Origin of the sequence: Limnobaculum parvum, assembly GCF_003096015.2 — a bacterium.
GTDB lineage: Bacteria > Pseudomonadota > Gammaproteobacteria > Enterobacterales > Enterobacteriaceae > Limnobaculum > Limnobaculum parvum.
The window spans coordinates 2,286,994-2,302,288 of the sequence record NZ_CP029185.2 but is presented as its reverse complement, the minus strand read 5'-3'; the positions used below and the strand labels follow the sequence as shown (position 1 = coordinate 2,302,288).

Genomic DNA, 15,295 nt, shown 5'->3' with positions numbered 1-15,295 from the left:
GGCTTATTTTGCCTGTTTTTTAGCGTTAAGACCAACATAAGGAGCCAGAGTTTGCTCCATAAAATCAGTGATTTCCGGCTGTGCTTCGGCAGTAGGATGCAGGCCGTCAGGCTGCATCAATTCAGGCCTAATAGCGATTTTTTCCATGAAGAAAGGGAGTAATGGAATTTGATATTGCTGAGCGAGTTTAGGATATATAGCTGTAAAGCCCTCAGTATATCGACGACCATAGTTTGGGCTGATACGTATTTGCATTAACAGCGGCTGTGCATTAGCTTGTTTCACTAATGTCAGAATATGCGTTAGATCCCGTTCAATATCGGCCGTTGGAAAACCTCGTAAACCATCATTTGCGCCCAATTCAACTAGAACCCAGCGTGGTTGATGTGTTTTCAGTAATTCTGGCAAGCGGGATAGTCCTTGCGCTGAGGTATCACCACTGATACTGGCGTTAATGACGGTAGGGGCTTTAGGATTCAATTTCCAACGTTCACCCAACTGCGTGGCCCAAGCCTGTTGGATCGGAAGCTGATAACCGGCGCTTAAACTGTCGCCCAGAATAAGTAGCGTATCGGCATTTGCGATACGTATTGACGACAATCCCAGTAATAAAAGGATCGGGATATGCCTGAGAATAATGTTCTTGAAGTTCATCATTTAAATAAATTTGTTGGTGAAGGAGAGCATAAGCTCAACATCCTTACCGGAGTTGAGTTAGTTGTCAAATCTGCTGAAACAATAGCATTAATTGGTGAATCAGGCTCAGGTAAATCGACATTGCTGGGTATTCTCGCCGGTCTGGATGATGGCAGTAACGGAGATATCAAGTTATTAGGGCAATCACTACCTGAGTTAGATGAAGAAGCCAGAGCTGCGTTGCGCGCTCAAAATGTGGGTTTTGTGTTTCAATCATTTATGCTGGTGCCCACCCTGACCGCGCTGGAAAATGTACAGTTACCGGCGCTGCTGCGGGGTGATAACGAACGCAGCAGTAAACAACAGGCCACCCAACTGCTAGAGCAGCTTGGATTAGGCCAGCGTATTGGCCATTTACCCGCGCAGCTTTCCGGGGGTGAACAGCAGCGTGTGGCCATTGCTCGTGCTTTTATTGGTCGCCCTAAAATTCTCTTTGCTGATGAACCCACGGGAAATCTCGACCGACAGACGGGAATAAAAATTGCCGATCTGCTGTTTTCTCTGAATCGCGATTATGCCACTACGCTGGTGCTGGTGACGCATGATGAAACGTTGGCGGCACGTTGCCAACGCAGACTGCGCTTACGCGACGGTAAGCTGTGGGAGGAGTCATGATTTGGCGCTGGTTTTGGCGGGAGTGGCGTTCGCCCTCGTTGCTTATCGTTTGGTTCTCGCTGACTCTGGCGGTAGCGTGTGTACTGGCATTGGGCAGTATCAGCGATCGGATGGAAAAGGGACTAAGCCAGCAGAGTCGTGATTTTATTGCTGCCGATCGGGTGTTAACCGCGAGTCAGCCCATATCGCCAGCGTGGCTACAGCAGGCAGAGAAAGACAAATTAAGCGTAAGCCGCCAGCTTTCGTTCATGACCATGGCTTATGCGAATGATGTGCCTTTGCTGTCATCAGTTAAGGCTGTCGACCTGAATTATCCGCTGTACGGTAAGTTAGAAACATTGCCCGATAATCTGCGCCCGGAAGTGGGTAGCGTGTTGGTTGCACCTCGTCTGCTGGCACTGTTGAATGCACATCCGGGAGAGATGTTGGAGGTGGGGGATGCCACTTTCCGCATTGCAGGGGAGATCCGTCAGGAACCCGACTCGGGTTTTAATCCTTTCCAAACGGCACCGCGTATTTTGATGAACTATGCGGATATTGAGAAAACCGGGGCCATTCAGCCGGGAAGTCGATTGACCTATCGCTATCTGTTTGCCGGTGCGGAACAGGATCTTAACCGTTTTGGTGAGTTTATTACTCCTCAGCTTCGCCCGGATCAGCGTTGGTTTGGCATGGAGCAGTCAGGAACCGCAGTCGGTAAATCGCTACAGCGGGCACAAAACTTCCTGTTATTGTCAGCTATTTTAACCCTGTTATTGTCAGTTGCTGCGGTAGCCGTTTCTATGAGCCACTACTGCCGTAGCCGTTATAACCTGATCGCAGTGTTGAAAACGCTGGGAGCAGGGCGACAGTCGTTGCGTAAATTAGTGATTGGGCAATGGTTATCGGTGTTGCTGTTAGCCGCCATCGTAGGTTGTTCTATAGGTCTGCTGTTTGAAAAAGGTCTTATGGTACTGCTGGCACCGGTTTTGCCGAAAGCTCTGCCTGCGGCAGGCCTGTGGCCATGGTTATGGAGCCTAGGCTCATTACTGTTTATTTCCGTGATTGTTGGGCTACGCCCCTATAAGCAATTATTAGCCACCCGGCCTTTACGAGTACTGCGTGAAGATGTTGTCAGCAATGTCTGGCCGCTGAAGTTTTACCTACCGATGATTAGCGTGATTGTGGTGTTATTGCTGGCTGCGCTGGTGGGGTTTAACCCGATGTGGTGGGGGGCGCTGTTTGGTATTTTGGTGCTTTCTTTATTGCTAGGTGCTCTTGGCTGGTGCAGTTTGTTACTGTTACGACGCATTACACTCAAGAATTTGGCACTGCGTTTAGCGGTTAATCGCCTATTACGCCAGCCTTGGATAACCACCAGTCAGCTTTCGGCTTTCTCGTTCTCATTTATGTTATTGGCCTTGCTGTTTATGCTGCGGGGAGAGTTGTTGGATCGCTGGCAGCAGCAGATCCCACCGGGTAGCCCTAACTATTTCGTTATGAATATGACCAAGCAGCAACTACCGGCGCTGGAACAGTTCTTTACCACCCATCACATTGCACCGGGCGAGTTTTATCCTATAGTGCGGGTGCGGTTGACCCAAATAAATCAGCAGGAAGCCACTAAACTGGTGAAAGAGGACGATCCGGGCGGTGAGGCGGTTAATCGCGAACTGAATCTGACTTGGCTGGCGGTTAATAAGTCATCGCCAAACGATATTACCAAAGGAAATTGGCCGCCAAAGTCCGGGGAAGTATCCATTGATGAAGGTTTAGCCGGGCGTTTGAATGTGAACATTGGCGATAAGCTGACTTTTAGCGGTGATACCCGAACGTTTGAAGCAACGATTTCCAGCCTGCGACGGGTAGACTGGGAGAGCCTAAAGCCTAACTTTTATTTTATCTTCCCTGAAGGGGCGCTGAACAGTTTACCTCAAACCTATTTAACCAGCTTTCGCTATCAGCAAGAGGGGCCGGCATTGGTTCAGCTAAACCGCCAGTTCCCAACCTTGAGTCTGATGGATATAGGTAGCATTCTTAAACAGATTTCTACCGTATTCCAGCAGGTAGCTCAGGCGCTGGAGGCGATGGTGGTGTTAGTGGTGGTTTGCGGTGTGTTGCTGCTGTTAGCTCAGGTGCAGGTTGGGATGCGTCAACGCCGACAGGAGTTGGTGGTTTATCGCACTCTGGGCGCGGGAAAACGTCTTCTGCGGCGAACATTGTGGAGCGAGTTTGCTTTATTAGGGCTGGCGGCAGGCATTACGGCAGCTATCGGCGCTGAGGTTTCCCTGTGGTGGTTGCAGTACAAAGTGTTTGATTTCCCATGGCAGCCAAACTATCTGATGTGGATCGTGCTTCCGCTACTGTGTGCGGTGTTGCTGTCCTTATGCGGTGGGTGGTTAGGCGTGAGTCTGCTGAAAGGAAAGGCTTTGTATCGACGCTATCAGGATTAGTGGTTGTTGATAGTTAACGAAGGTTTCGTTCCGATGTGAACGAAACCTTCAATGAAGTTATTCAGGTTACTTTAATTTATCTAAAGCCCAATCAATACTGGACCCATAGACCTCATCCATCATCGGTTTAAGCTGTATTAATGTTTGTTTTAATACCTGACGGTCGGGATGATTCAGATTTAAATGCCCAACTTTTCTACCTTCCCGTACTTCTTTGTCATACCAGTGTAGATGAATCAGCGGTAGCGATAGCCACTGTGGATTGACGTTGGTACCGATTAAATTGACCATTATTGATGGCGTTGCGACATCCGGTTGCGGCATTGGCAGGTTAAGAATTGCTCGTAAATGAAGCTCAAACTGACTGATTGAAGCACCGTTTTGTGTCCAGTGTCCGCTATTGTGTACTCGAGGAGCTAACTCATTAATCAGCAGATTACCGTCAACAATAAAACACTCCATCGCCATCACGCCAACGTATTTGAGCTCATTGAGGAGCGCGCTAAGCATCTCTTCCGCCTGCTGCTGTAAATGAGCATTGGGTGCTGGCAACGCAACGCTGGTACGCAAAATACCTTCTTCATGCAGGTTGTGAGTCAGTGGATAAAACACACACTCACCATGCTGGTTGCGAGCCCCAACCAGAGAGACTTCACCGCTAAAGGCGATGCCTTGTTCAACAATGCATTCGCCATAGATTTCATCGGGTAAGTACTCTTCATCGCCGGGTTTTACTCGCCACTGACCTCGACCGTCGTAGCCACCAACGCGTCGTTTAACGATAGTCAGTGAACCGAGGCGGTTCAGAATTGCAGGCCATTCGGTAGCCGCGTTTAGCGGCTGCCAAGGTGCGGTTGCCAGATTGAGCCTATCCAGCAATTGCTTTTGTGTTAGGCGGTCCGCCAACTGCGGAAATATGTCCCGATTAACGAAACCCGTATGGTTTGCCAGTACTTGAGTTAATGGGGTATCGGGCCAGCGTTCGATTTCGGCAGTAATTACCGCATGCTGATAAGGCACGGCTTCGGGTTCTGCATCCAGACCTACGGGATAGACTGCAATCCCTAACGGTTCTCCAGCCTGACTTAACATTCGGCCTAACTGACCATTACCTAATACGCAGACGGGTTTCATGCCGGTTCCCTCGGATCGGGGTTATCCAGTACGTCATCCGTCTGTTTGCGCCGCCATTCTGCCAAGCGAGTAGCAATCTGTGGGTCATGCAGCGCCAAAATTTGAGCCGCTAGCAGGGCGGCATTGGCAGCACCGGCTTTACCAATTGCCAGCGTACCAACCGGAATACCTCGAGGCATCTGAACGATGGAGTAAAGGCTATCTATACCGCTCAGGGCTGCGCTTTGTACCGGAACACCGAGTACGGGTACCAAGGTTTTAGCCGCCAGCATTCCCGGTAAGTGGGCTGCGCCGCCAGCACCCGCAATGATCACATCAAACCCATTGTTTTGGGCTTGCTCAGCAAAACTGAATAGTTTATCTGGTGTACGATGTGCGGAGACAACTTCAGTGTGAAAAGGGATGTTTAAGGCGGTCAGAATATCGGCGGCAAACTGCATGGTAGCCCAGTCACTTTTGGACCCCATAACAATAGCAATTTTTGCCTCGGCAGCGTTGGCTGGCATAGGTGTGATGCTCCTGTGTTAGTGCAGGCAGTAATTGAAATCTTGGGATAAAACATAACGCGACAACATACGGTTATCAACCAAAGCACGACAATATGTTCATACTTATTGTATGAGGGCGTAGAGGATACCACGGCTTGATGGTGAGGGAAACGTTTGCGTCATGTGACTTTTCATAATTATTGCGCGAATATCAGCAACAAGGCGGTAGGAGAAACCGATTTTAGAGACTACAGTGGAAAGCTGACCAGCTCAATTTTAGCGTCAGGATCGACACGTAAGACCGAACCATGATCATGCCAGGCACCCAGTACGGCACGTTGAGACAGTCGCCCACCAATGGTCATATCATGGATGGCAGGTCGATGGGTATGACCATGTATCATGTGTATCACTTTATGATCTTTGAGTGCTTTAATGACTGCCAGTGGGTTGACGTCCATCATCAGTGAAGATTTGGCGCGGTTGCTTCTTGTACTTTGACGGCGTAATTTTCCGGCGATTCTTTGGCGTAAGCACAATGGCAGAGACAAGAATATTTTCTGAATCATTGAATTACGAATATAACGGCGAAAGCGTAGATAATCAGGATCGTCTATACACAAAGTATCACCGTGCATAATCAATATGTTCTGACCATAAACGTCGATGATGTGCTCTTCCGGTAATAGCGTCATCTTACTACGCTTGGCGAAATCTTTACCGATAAGGAAGTCACGATTGCCATGAATAAAATAGCAAGGAACGCCCTTATCGTGTAGTTCAGCCAGCGCCTGCGCTACCGTATCGTGTAATTCATTAGGGTCATCATCGCCGATCCAGAACTCAAACAGATCCCCCAAAATATAGAGTGCATCTGCATGAACAGCCTCCCTTTGTAGAAAGGCGAGAAAACCAGCGGTGATTGCTGGTTCATGATCACTGAGGTGAAGATCGGCGATAAATAGCGTGGTCATCAATGAATATTATTCTTCATCAATAGTGACGTTATTGATAATCACATCTTCAACGGGAACGTCTTGGTGCATACCTGAGCGTTTGGTTTTGACACTTTTGATTTTATCCACTACGTCCATGCCTTCAACCACTTCAGCGAATACGCAATATCCCCAGCCGTCACCACTTTCTGAACGGAAATTCAGGAAATCATTGTTCACTAGGTTAATAAAGAATTGTGCTGTCGCGGAGTGAGGTGCAGCGGTACGAGCCATTGCCAGAGTACCTCGGGTATTTTTCAGCCCGTTGTTGGCTTCGTTCTTAATGGTGTCGTTAGTGTATTTCTCATCCATACCTGAGGTATAACCGCCGCCTTGAATCATAAAACCATTGATTACGCGGTGAAAAAGGGTCCCATCATAGAAACCGCTACGGCAATAATCTAAAAAATTCTGCGTTGTACCGGGCGCTTCTTTAGTGAAAAGTTTTATCGCAATATCGCCGTGGTTGGTATGAAGAGTAATCATTGAATATCCTGAAATTTAGTAGTTAATCAATCAACTGTTTATTGTATCTTAAGGTGTTACTTGCTGCACCCATTGGTTTATAGTATTTAGGAATAACTTACCAGTGCTTTATTCTGGTTTTCTTGGTAAGACTGAATTATTAATTTTAAGTATCCGGTTAAGGCCGATAATTGCGACTGTCTATACGTGAATATGGGAATTACAGGTGTGATTTATTCATTAAAATGATTGCCAGTCACCGGATTAAGAGAAAATAATTATAACCTTATCTCTTTTATCGTAGAGAGTAATTGAAGGGCCAGAGGGTGTAACTCTTGATATGTATCAGGCAACAACCCCATCATAACCGCAGCACCGATCAAACGCCCTGATGAACTAAATATAGGGCAAGAGATTGCACGATCGCCTGGGATACCTTCTGTTTCTGTCAAACGAATTGAGTAACCCGATTGGATTATCTGCTGTCGTTCTTCTTCCCTTAAGATTTTTTCATGTTGATAGCTTTCATCATAGGTTAAAAAGATTTTTCCCGCAGCGCTGTTTGTCAGTGGAATCGGCGTATTATCTTTATAATCAATCTCAATATTTTTATTGCTGCGATTATATTGAACCAGATTAATTGAATTGCCTTTTTGAATAGCAAGGCCAGTAGAGATATTGAGTTTATCCCTAAGCAGGGATAACGCATTATTGATAGTGGTGAGCGTACCATTCTGCTTTTGTGCCGCAACGCCTAATACGGACAGCTTATTACCTAACGAGTAAAGGCTGGTTTCCGGATCTTGATAAATCATATCGCATCGGCTTAACGACACCAGATACTTGTGTAATCGGCTTTTGGATAGCCCAGACAGGCGTGCTATATCAATGGCTCTGGCTGGTTTATTGTGTTCAGCAAGCGCTTCGAGAATAGTAATTGCAATCTCTACCGAGTTTATACCCTGGGTATCTGACATCCGAAACGCGCCTCAACAAACGATATGAATAACAAATGACCCAGAAGTTTACCTTTTTTCAACCGTTCTGACCAGAATAACCCCTACAACACTAACTCGAATGGGGAGTCGTGGTGTTTTTTCATGCCTAATACTGATTAAACATAAAGAGGTAAGTTGATCTCGATCAGTACACCATAAGTTAACCGCAGTTAACTTATGGTGTCTTTTATGTGTTATTTAACAGGAAGACAGGCAAATGTGAGGATGACCATAAACATAAGATGTGGCGGAAACATCATGAAAAACATATCGGATATCAGACTGAATCGTCGAACCCTGCTAAAAGGATTAGGGGTAATTGGCCTAGCGAGTATTTCGCCTTGTGCGTTTTCACTGGTTAGTGAGGATAAAAAACCATTACCAAGAGTTCGTTTAAAGCTCAGCGATTATCAGACTTTTCGCTCCACCTGCGCGATGGAGTGTTTACACTGCAATTTAACGGCTTATGTCTATCAGGGCGAGCTGAAAAAAATTGAAGCCAGCAAAGATTTCAACGTGAAGTGTTGCCTGCGTGGGATGAGTCGTACCAAGTGGGTTTATCATAAACAGCGAGTGAAAACGCCGCTGCTTCGGGTTGGTGAAAAAGGGGAAGGTAAGTTTAGGCCGATCTCATGGGATGAGGCGTTAGATCTGATTGAGAAAAATATTCGTGACACTATTGCCACTCATGGTAATAAAGGCATGATGCTTTCTACCCATGCCGGTAACATGGACTCGATTAAAAATGATATGGGGAAAGCGTTTTTCGACTATTTGGGTGGTTCAACCAAACAGGCGGGATCCCTCTGTTGTTCTGCGGTAACCGCAGCGATGATGCCAATCGTAGGGCTACGTTATGCGGATATGCGCGATACGATTGCCGATAGTCGCTATATCCTTTGCTGGGGAAATAACCCAGCGGTGACCATGCAGGCCTACTTTAAAGAATACATCAAGGCACAGGCCAATGGTGCCCGTCTGGTGGTAATTGACCCACGTTTTAATGAAACGGCTGCTAAAGCTGATGAATGGGTTTCTATTATCCCGGGTACCGATACGGCACTGGCGCTGGGCATGATAAAAATTATCATGGACGAGCAGCTATATGATGTTGATTTTTTACGTCAGCATACGGGTGCCGTCTATTTAGTTGATGCTCAGAAAAAACAAATGCGGGAAAAACCAGAGGATGCGGAAAGCTATCTGGTATATGACACCTTAACGCAAAGCACGGTTCGTCATGATGCGCCAGGCATTGTCCCTGCGCTAACCAAAGCCGAACTGCCGGCTAATGCTGAATATACAACCGTATTTGAGCTGATCCGTACTGAGTCTCAACAGTGGGATTTAGCCAAAGTTGAAGCCGAAACCGATGTACCAGCGGCCACAGTACTTCGTTTGGCAAGAGAATATGCCAGCAGTAAACCAGCCATGATCGTACAGAATATGTCTGGAGCACAGCGTACTGAGTTTGGTACTTATGTGGCGGCGGGGCAATTCTATCTGGCATTGTTGACCGGCAACATGGGTAAAGCCGGTGGCGGGGTGTGTGATGCCGGTGGCGTGCGTCAGATGATCAAGATCAATCCCCCATTACCTGCGCCGAAAGAAGTTCAAAAGATCCCCCCTATCCCTGTATCAAAAGTGGGTGACTGGATCGTCAATGAGCGACCGCATCCGATCAATTTTTGGTGGATCATGACCATGGGCGTGCTGACTCAGTTGCCTAACACCAATATGGTGAAGAAAGCGCTGAAGAAAGTGCCTTTCGTGGTGGTTGCCGACAACTTGATGACCTCAACCACGCTGTATGCTGACTTGGTGTTACCCGTGACGACCATTTTTGAGGACGTCAGCCTGATGGCCGGGGTTCGCAGTCACTATGTACAACTGATGGAAAAAGCCGTAGAGCCAGTGGGCGAAGCGAAACCGGACTATTGGATTTTTGCTCGCCTGGCAGAACGCTTTGGTTTTGGTGAAGTGTTTAATCAACCGATTGAGCATTACATTGAGAATTGTCTGGAAGGAACCGGAATTACCATTGAACAACTGCGCAAAGGGCCGATTAAGCCCGTTGATGCACCATGGATTCCATTCAAAGACGGTATCTTTCGCACGCCAACTAGGAAAGCCCACTTTTTTGTTGAAGAGTGGCAGAAAAAGGACTTTGCGCCGATTGTCACCTATATGCAGGTGAAGGAGTCGCCGAAAGGTTCACCTGAGTTGGCTCAGAAGTACCCACTAATGGCCGTTCAGCGCAAGCTGGCGCGTAGCGTTCATTCCAGTCATGGCATGAATGAGTGGATCCTCGAAGTTCAGCGTAATCAACCTAATATCATGATTCATCCAGATGATGCAGCCAGCCGTAATATTCGTCACGGAGAATGGGCTATCGCCTTTAACAACCGTGGGGAACACCGTGCGTTGGCGGTTGTCACCCGCCAGATTAAGCGTGGTGTTGTCAGCCTTGATAACGGTTGGTGGGAACAGCAGGGGGGCAGCAGTAGCCATGTGACTAACGATTTGACTGAAGTACTGGGAACAGGCCACAGCTGTAACAGTACCTTAGTCGATGTCAGAGCGGAGGCGTAATCATGGTTAGACAATATGGATTTTTAGTTGATATGCGCGGCTGTTATGGCTGTAAAACATGCTCAATGGCCTGTAAGTCAGAAAATGCAACGCCGACGGGTGTCTTATGGCGCCGCGTCAGGGAGTTTACTTTTGACGATCCTAACGGCATGGCATTTATCAGCATGTCCTGTAACCACTGTGATGACCCTCAATGTATGAAGGTGTGCCCGGCGGATACTTACAGCAAACGGCCTGATGGTATTGTGGTTCAGGATCACGACAAATGTATCGGTTGCCGGATGTGTATTATGGCTTGTCCATATAACGCACCGGTATTTGACCCGGTGGAAGGGAAAACCAGTAAATGCAACCTGTGTGCCGAACGTTTGGATGAAGGGCTGAAGCCTCGTTGCGTAGAGTCTTGCCCGGCTGGGGTATTGCAGTTTGGTGATATTGATGAGCTTCGTAAGCGTTACAGTGCTGATTTATCACGCATTGAAACGCACTACAAACTGCCGGATCACAATATCAGTCATCCAAATATTGTGATCATCCCTGCCGGTGATAAGGAATAAGGAGATACCATCATGTCTGAATATGAACTTCCTTTAGTCTTTTTCACCGTACTGTGTCAGTGGGCCGTTGGCTCCATTATTGCTATGACGGCATTAATGACGGTTCAACCGATATGGTTGAATGAAGAGACGCGTTTTAACCGGTTGCGCTATATGGCACTGGCTATTTTAGCTATCAATATTGTTGGCTCGTTTCTGTCACTGTTACACTTGGGGTCGCCGTTAGGCGCTTATCGTGCCATTTTAGGCCTAGGACACTCTTGGCTAAGCCGTGAAGTGGTTGCCTTCTTCTTATTGAATGGTGTGGTATTCATCTGGGCCGCTGTGGTATTTCGTTTTAACCGCAATCGTGCATTGGTGAAAAGTGTCAGTTTTGTGGCTTCTCTGGCGGGTATTGCCGCGATATTGGTTTCGGCACAGGTCTATTATCAAATGGCCAGCCATCCAATGTGGCACACGCTGATAACCCATCTCAATTTTATTGCCACGGCTATATTATTGGGGTTTGTCACCATCAGCCTGATGGTGGCGGTTTATCAGTATCGTCAACATGCACCGCAAGGGAAGATCCCTGGGCTGTTGTTGACGGGTATTCTGCTGGGCGTGTTACTCATGTTCTGGGTGGTGTTGTGGTATAGCCACGGCGTGAATGGCCAAGGCCAAATGGTCCGTAGCGCCATCGCAGTATTAGGCTCTGGCCTGATGGGTTGGTTAATCTTTGGTGGATTAATCACCGGAACCTGCGTTGCTACTTACCTGTATAAGCAATCATCTATTTCGATGGTTGGTGCCACAGTCTTGATGCTGGTAATACTCTCTGCAGCCGTTTGTGGACGGATGCTGTTCTATAGCGGCGTAATGAGCCAATCCCCTTGGTTCTGAGTCGTATCAACGGTAGCTGCCTGACAATGTTCAGGCAGCTTGCTTGATGGTTCGATTGAGAAATGACCCATTAGTTGGTGATGTAAAATAATCGATAAGGATATTTTAATGCTGAATAAAACGTGTCTATCTGTTGTTATGGCGGCGATGTTATTGTCTGCTGGTAGTGTTCAGTCTGCTGAGCGTAATGTAGTCATGCCGGAAGGTGTTAAACCCTCGGCGCTTTTTTCTCCGGCTATTGAAGCTAACGGGTTTGTTTTTACTTCCGGCCAATTGCCTATCGATCCTGCAACTGGAAAAATGGTTGAAGGTATTGAAGCGCAAACGGAGCAGGCGATGACTAATTTGCGTACCGTATTGGAAGCGGGCGGTTCATCTTTGGATAAACTGGTGAAGGTTAATATCTATCTTAATAATATTGATGATTACGCCAGTATGAATAAGATTTACGCCAAGGCTTTTAAAGGCGCTCCTCCAGCGAGAACGGCCTTGCAGGTAGGGAAAATCCCACTGGGTGCTTCAATTGAAATTGAAGGCATTGCAGTAAAATAGATCTTCTTTGATGGCTTAAAATTTGTCCGCAGTGGGGGAGATTATCCTCTGCTGCAACCCCTCATAGTGATATATACCTCATGAATCATGGGGTTCCTCTTGCAATGCCCTGATAATCAGGTTTCAATATATCTTCCCTATCAATTAATCAAACGGTAACAGGCTTCCAATGCTAAAGATTTTTAATACCCTGAGCAGACAAAAAGAAGAATTTAAACCCATTCATGCGGATAAAGTCGGCATGTATGTATGCGGGGTAACCATTTATGACCTGTGTCATATCGGGCATGGACGTACTTTTGTTGCCTTTGATGTTGTGTCTCGCTATCTGCGTTTTCTGGGTTATAAGCTGACTTATGTCAGAAACGTGACGGATGTTGACGATAAAATTATTCGTCGAGCTACCGAAAATAAAGAGAGCTGCGAGCAGCTAACCGCCAGAATGCTGACAGAAATGCATGCGGACTTTGATGCGTTGAACATCGCCCGCCCTGATTTAGAGCCAAGAGCGACCCACCATATCGCGGAGATTATTGAGCTGGTCGAACTGTTGTTGCAGCGTAACCACGCCTATGTGGCAGATAACGGTGATGTCATGTTTGCGGTAGATACCGATCCTGATTATGGCTTGTTATCCCGCCAAGATTTAGAGCAGCTTCAGGCTGGTGCCAGAGTTGAAATCGCTGATGTAAAACGTAATCCAATGGATTTCGTGCTGTGGAAAATGTCTAAACCGGGTGAACCAAGCTGGGCATCACCGTGGGGGGATGGGCGTCCAGGTTGGCATATTGAGTGTTCCGCCATGAACTGCAAACAGTTAGGTGAACACTTTGATATTCACGGCGGTGGTTCTGACCTGATGTTCCCACATCATGAAAATGAAATTGCTCAGTCGACCTGTGCCCACGATGGCCCTTACGTTAATTACTGGATGCATTCCGGTATGGTGATGGTTGATCGTGAAAAAATGTCTAAGTCGTTAGATAATTTTTTCACTATCCGTGATGTGCTGAAACATTACGATGCCGAAACGGTGCGTTATTTTCTGATGTCCGGTCACTACCGTAGCCAATTGAATTACAGTGAAGAGAATCTTAAGCAGGCAAGAACGGCGCTTGAACGCCTGTATACCGCGCTGCGAGGCACTGATGATGCGTTAGAAGCTCAGGGTAATACTGAGTTCGAAGCACGGTTTCGTGAAGCGATGGATGATGATTTTAATACCCCCGAAGCCTATTCCGTGCTGTTTGATATGGCGCGTGAAATTAACCGTCTGAAAGCTGAAGATATGGTTGCGGCTAATCAACTGGCTGCGGAGCTGCGTCGTCTTTCTGGCGTATTAGGGTTGCTAGAACAGTCTCCGGAATCTTTCTTACAGGGTGCAGGCCAAAATGCGGATGACAGCGAAGTTGCCGAGATTGAAGCTTTGATTAAACAGCGTAATGACGCCCGTCAGACCAAAGATTGGGCAATGGCGGATGTGGCACGTAATCGCTTAACCGAGATGGGGATCATTCTGGAGGATGGCTCTCAGGGTACCGTTTGGCGTCGTAAGTAGTTGTTTCTTTAGATGTAAAAAAGCGCCTAAAGGCGCTTTTTTACATCTGTCAGTATCACATCGGATCGTGATAAAGTTCGCAGGCTTGTAAGGTATTCTGCATCAGCGTGGCTACCGTCATTGGGCCAACACCACCGGGAACCGGGGTTATCCAACCGGCACGTTCGGCAGCGGCATCATATTCCACATCGCCGACCACTTTTCCGCTTTCTAACCGGTTAATACCCACGTCGATAACGATAGCACCGGGTTTAATCCATTCTCCGCGCACAAAGCCGGGACGACCAACGGCGGCAACAATCAAGTCAGCTTCTCTGACTTTCTTTTCCATGTTGGTTGTAAATCGATGGGTAATGGTCGTCGTGCAGCCAGCCAGCAGTAATTCCAGCCCCATTGGTCGACCAACAATATTAGAGGCACCGATAACCAGAGCATCTAAGCCGTAAGTGTTGATCTCACAGCGTTGTAGCATGGTAATAATACCGCGAGGAGTACAAGGGCGAAGTTTTGGCGTGCGCTGACACAAACGACCGATATTATAAGGATGGAAGCCATCAACATCTTTTTCTGGAGAGATACGTTCCAGAACCTTGATGTTATCAAAGCCTTGCGGAAGCGGTAATTGAACCAAAATGCCATCAATCAGCGGATCGTTATTCAAGGAGCCAATGAGTTCAAGCAGCTCATTCTCAGTGCAGGTCATATCCAGATTGAATGAACGAGACAAAAAGCCAACTTCTTCACAGGCGCGGCGTTTGCTATTGACATAAATCTGAGATGCGGGGTTTTCACCAACCAAAATAACAGCCAAACCAGGAACGCGTTTGCCTGCCTGAAGGCGTTGTTGAACACTTAGGGCAATTTCAGTTCTTAGCTGTTGAGCTATGGCCTTACCATCAATAATCTTTGCTGACATCTGAGAATAGATCCATTCTTTAACAACGGGTGTCATATTCTGTCAGAAGCGAAGCCTTCTGTCAGGGAGAAGTTGAGATTAATTAGAAAAGTGGGGCGGTTGTAGATGTTAAAAGACGGAGAACCACTTTAATGCAGATAATGTCATCTGACCCATCCTATCCAGATGGCTGCCATATAGAAGATAGTGCAGAAAGTTATAAAAGAAGCTGCTGATTTGATCTTTTCCATACCTAATTTTCACTCCTTATCGTTTTATTTCGAAGCGAAAAATAGCATTAAAATCTTAACCAATTCTTAAATAGTAAAGCCGTGCCAGAAATAGTCATTGTTAGGATAGCTTTTTGCTTAAAACAGAAAAGAATGAAATAAAAGGCACCGATTTAGGTATAGATGCGTTGTACTTTAGATATATT

The 15,295-nt window shown here is 46.9% G+C and carries 14 protein-coding genes; 7 read left to right on the top strand and 7 right to left on the bottom strand.

Features of this window, described 5'->3' with window-relative positions:
• Window positions 1-3: 3 nt before the first annotated feature.
• A complete protein-coding gene (tesA, locus tag HYN51_RS09655; protein WP_192878483.1) occupies window positions 4-654 on the bottom strand; it encodes a multifunctional acyl-CoA thioesterase I/protease I/lysophospholipase L1 in 651 nt (216 codons plus the stop codon).
• Here tesA and ybbA point away from each other — a divergent pair.
• Window positions 625-1,311 (top strand): putative ABC transporter ATP-binding protein YbbA, encoded by a 687-nt coding sequence (ybbA, locus tag HYN51_RS09650; protein WP_108899840.1) that lies wholly within the window; start codon window positions 625-627, stop codon window positions 1,309-1,311. The genes tesA and ybbA overlap by 30 nt on opposite strands.
• Window positions 1,308-3,743: a putative ABC transporter permease subunit YbbP gene (gene ybbP / locus HYN51_RS09645; RefSeq protein WP_108899839.1), complete on the top strand. Its 2,436-nt coding sequence runs from the start codon at window positions 1,308-1,310 to the stop codon at window positions 3,741-3,743. The genes ybbA and ybbP overlap by 4 nt, the downstream gene beginning before the upstream one ends.
• Before the next feature lie 66 nt (window positions 3,744-3,809).
• Here the strand turns inward: ybbP and purK are convergent, their stop codons facing one another.
• The 5 genes from purK to HYN51_RS09620 form a co-directional block, all read right to left on the bottom strand.
• Window positions 3,810-4,877, bottom strand: a complete 1,068-nt coding sequence (gene purK, locus HYN51_RS09640; protein ID WP_108899838.1) for a 5-(carboxyamino)imidazole ribonucleotide synthase — start codon at window positions 4,875-4,877, stop codon at window positions 3,810-3,812.
• Window positions 4,874-5,383, bottom strand: coding sequence for a 5-(carboxyamino)imidazole ribonucleotide mutase (gene purE / locus HYN51_RS09635; RefSeq protein ID WP_108899837.1), 510 nt, complete (start codon window positions 5,381-5,383; stop codon window positions 4,874-4,876). The genes purK and purE overlap by 4 nt, the downstream gene beginning before the upstream one ends.
• 230 nt (window positions 5,384-5,613) lie before the next feature.
• On the bottom strand, window positions 5,614-6,339 hold the full coding sequence (gene lpxH / locus HYN51_RS09630) for a UDP-2,3-diacylglucosamine diphosphatase (protein WP_108899836.1): 726 nt from the start codon (window positions 6,337-6,339) through the stop codon (window positions 5,614-5,616).
• A 9-nt stretch (window positions 6,340-6,348) separates the two neighbouring features.
• Window positions 6,349-6,846 (bottom strand): peptidylprolyl isomerase B, encoded by a 498-nt coding sequence (ppiB, locus tag HYN51_RS09625; protein ID WP_108899835.1) that lies wholly within the window; start codon window positions 6,844-6,846, stop codon window positions 6,349-6,351.
• 257 nt (window positions 6,847-7,103) lie between these two features.
• On the bottom strand, window positions 7,104-7,802 hold the full coding sequence (locus HYN51_RS09620; RefSeq protein ID WP_108899834.1) for an IclR family transcriptional regulator: 699 nt from the start codon (window positions 7,800-7,802) through the stop codon (window positions 7,104-7,106).
• Between the two features lie 279 nt (window positions 7,803-8,081).
• On the opposite strand from HYN51_RS09620, the gene HYN51_RS09615 reads away from it, so the two are divergent.
• The 5 genes from HYN51_RS09615 (at window position 8,082) to cysS (ending at window position 13,964) form a co-directional block, all read left to right on the top strand.
• On the top strand, window positions 8,082-10,415 hold the full coding sequence (locus HYN51_RS09615; RefSeq protein WP_108899833.1) for a molybdopterin-containing oxidoreductase family protein: 2,334 nt from the start codon (window positions 8,082-8,084) through the stop codon (window positions 10,413-10,415).
• Between the two features lie 2 nt (window positions 10,416-10,417).
• The gene (locus HYN51_RS09610) at window positions 10,418-10,972 is read left to right on the top strand and encodes a 4Fe-4S dicluster domain-containing protein (protein ID WP_192878391.1); all 555 of its coding nucleotides are present in this window, start codon (window positions 10,418-10,420) and stop codon (window positions 10,970-10,972) included.
• Window positions 10,973-10,984: 12 nt separating this feature from the next.
• A complete protein-coding gene (locus HYN51_RS09605; RefSeq protein ID WP_108899832.1) occupies window positions 10,985-11,854 on the top strand; it encodes a dimethyl sulfoxide reductase anchor subunit family protein in 870 nt (289 codons plus the stop codon).
• 108 nt (window positions 11,855-11,962) lie between these two features.
• Window positions 11,963-12,406, top strand: coding sequence for a RidA family protein (locus HYN51_RS09600; RefSeq protein WP_230513962.1), 444 nt, complete (start codon window positions 11,963-11,965; stop codon window positions 12,404-12,406).
• A 169-nt stretch (window positions 12,407-12,575) separates the two neighbouring features.
• A complete protein-coding gene (gene cysS / locus HYN51_RS09595; protein WP_108899831.1) occupies window positions 12,576-13,964 on the top strand; it encodes a cysteine--tRNA ligase in 1,389 nt (462 codons plus the stop codon).
• Window positions 13,965-14,019: 55 nt separating this feature from the next.
• Here cysS and folD read toward each other — a convergent pair whose 3' ends face one another.
• Window positions 14,020-14,880 carry a bifunctional methylenetetrahydrofolate dehydrogenase/methenyltetrahydrofolate cyclohydrolase FolD gene (gene folD / locus HYN51_RS09590; RefSeq protein ID WP_108902011.1) on the bottom strand — a complete coding sequence of 287 codons (861 nt, stop codon included), beginning with the start codon at window positions 14,878-14,880 and terminating at the stop codon, window positions 14,020-14,022.
• Window positions 14,881-15,295 lie beyond the last annotated feature (415 nt).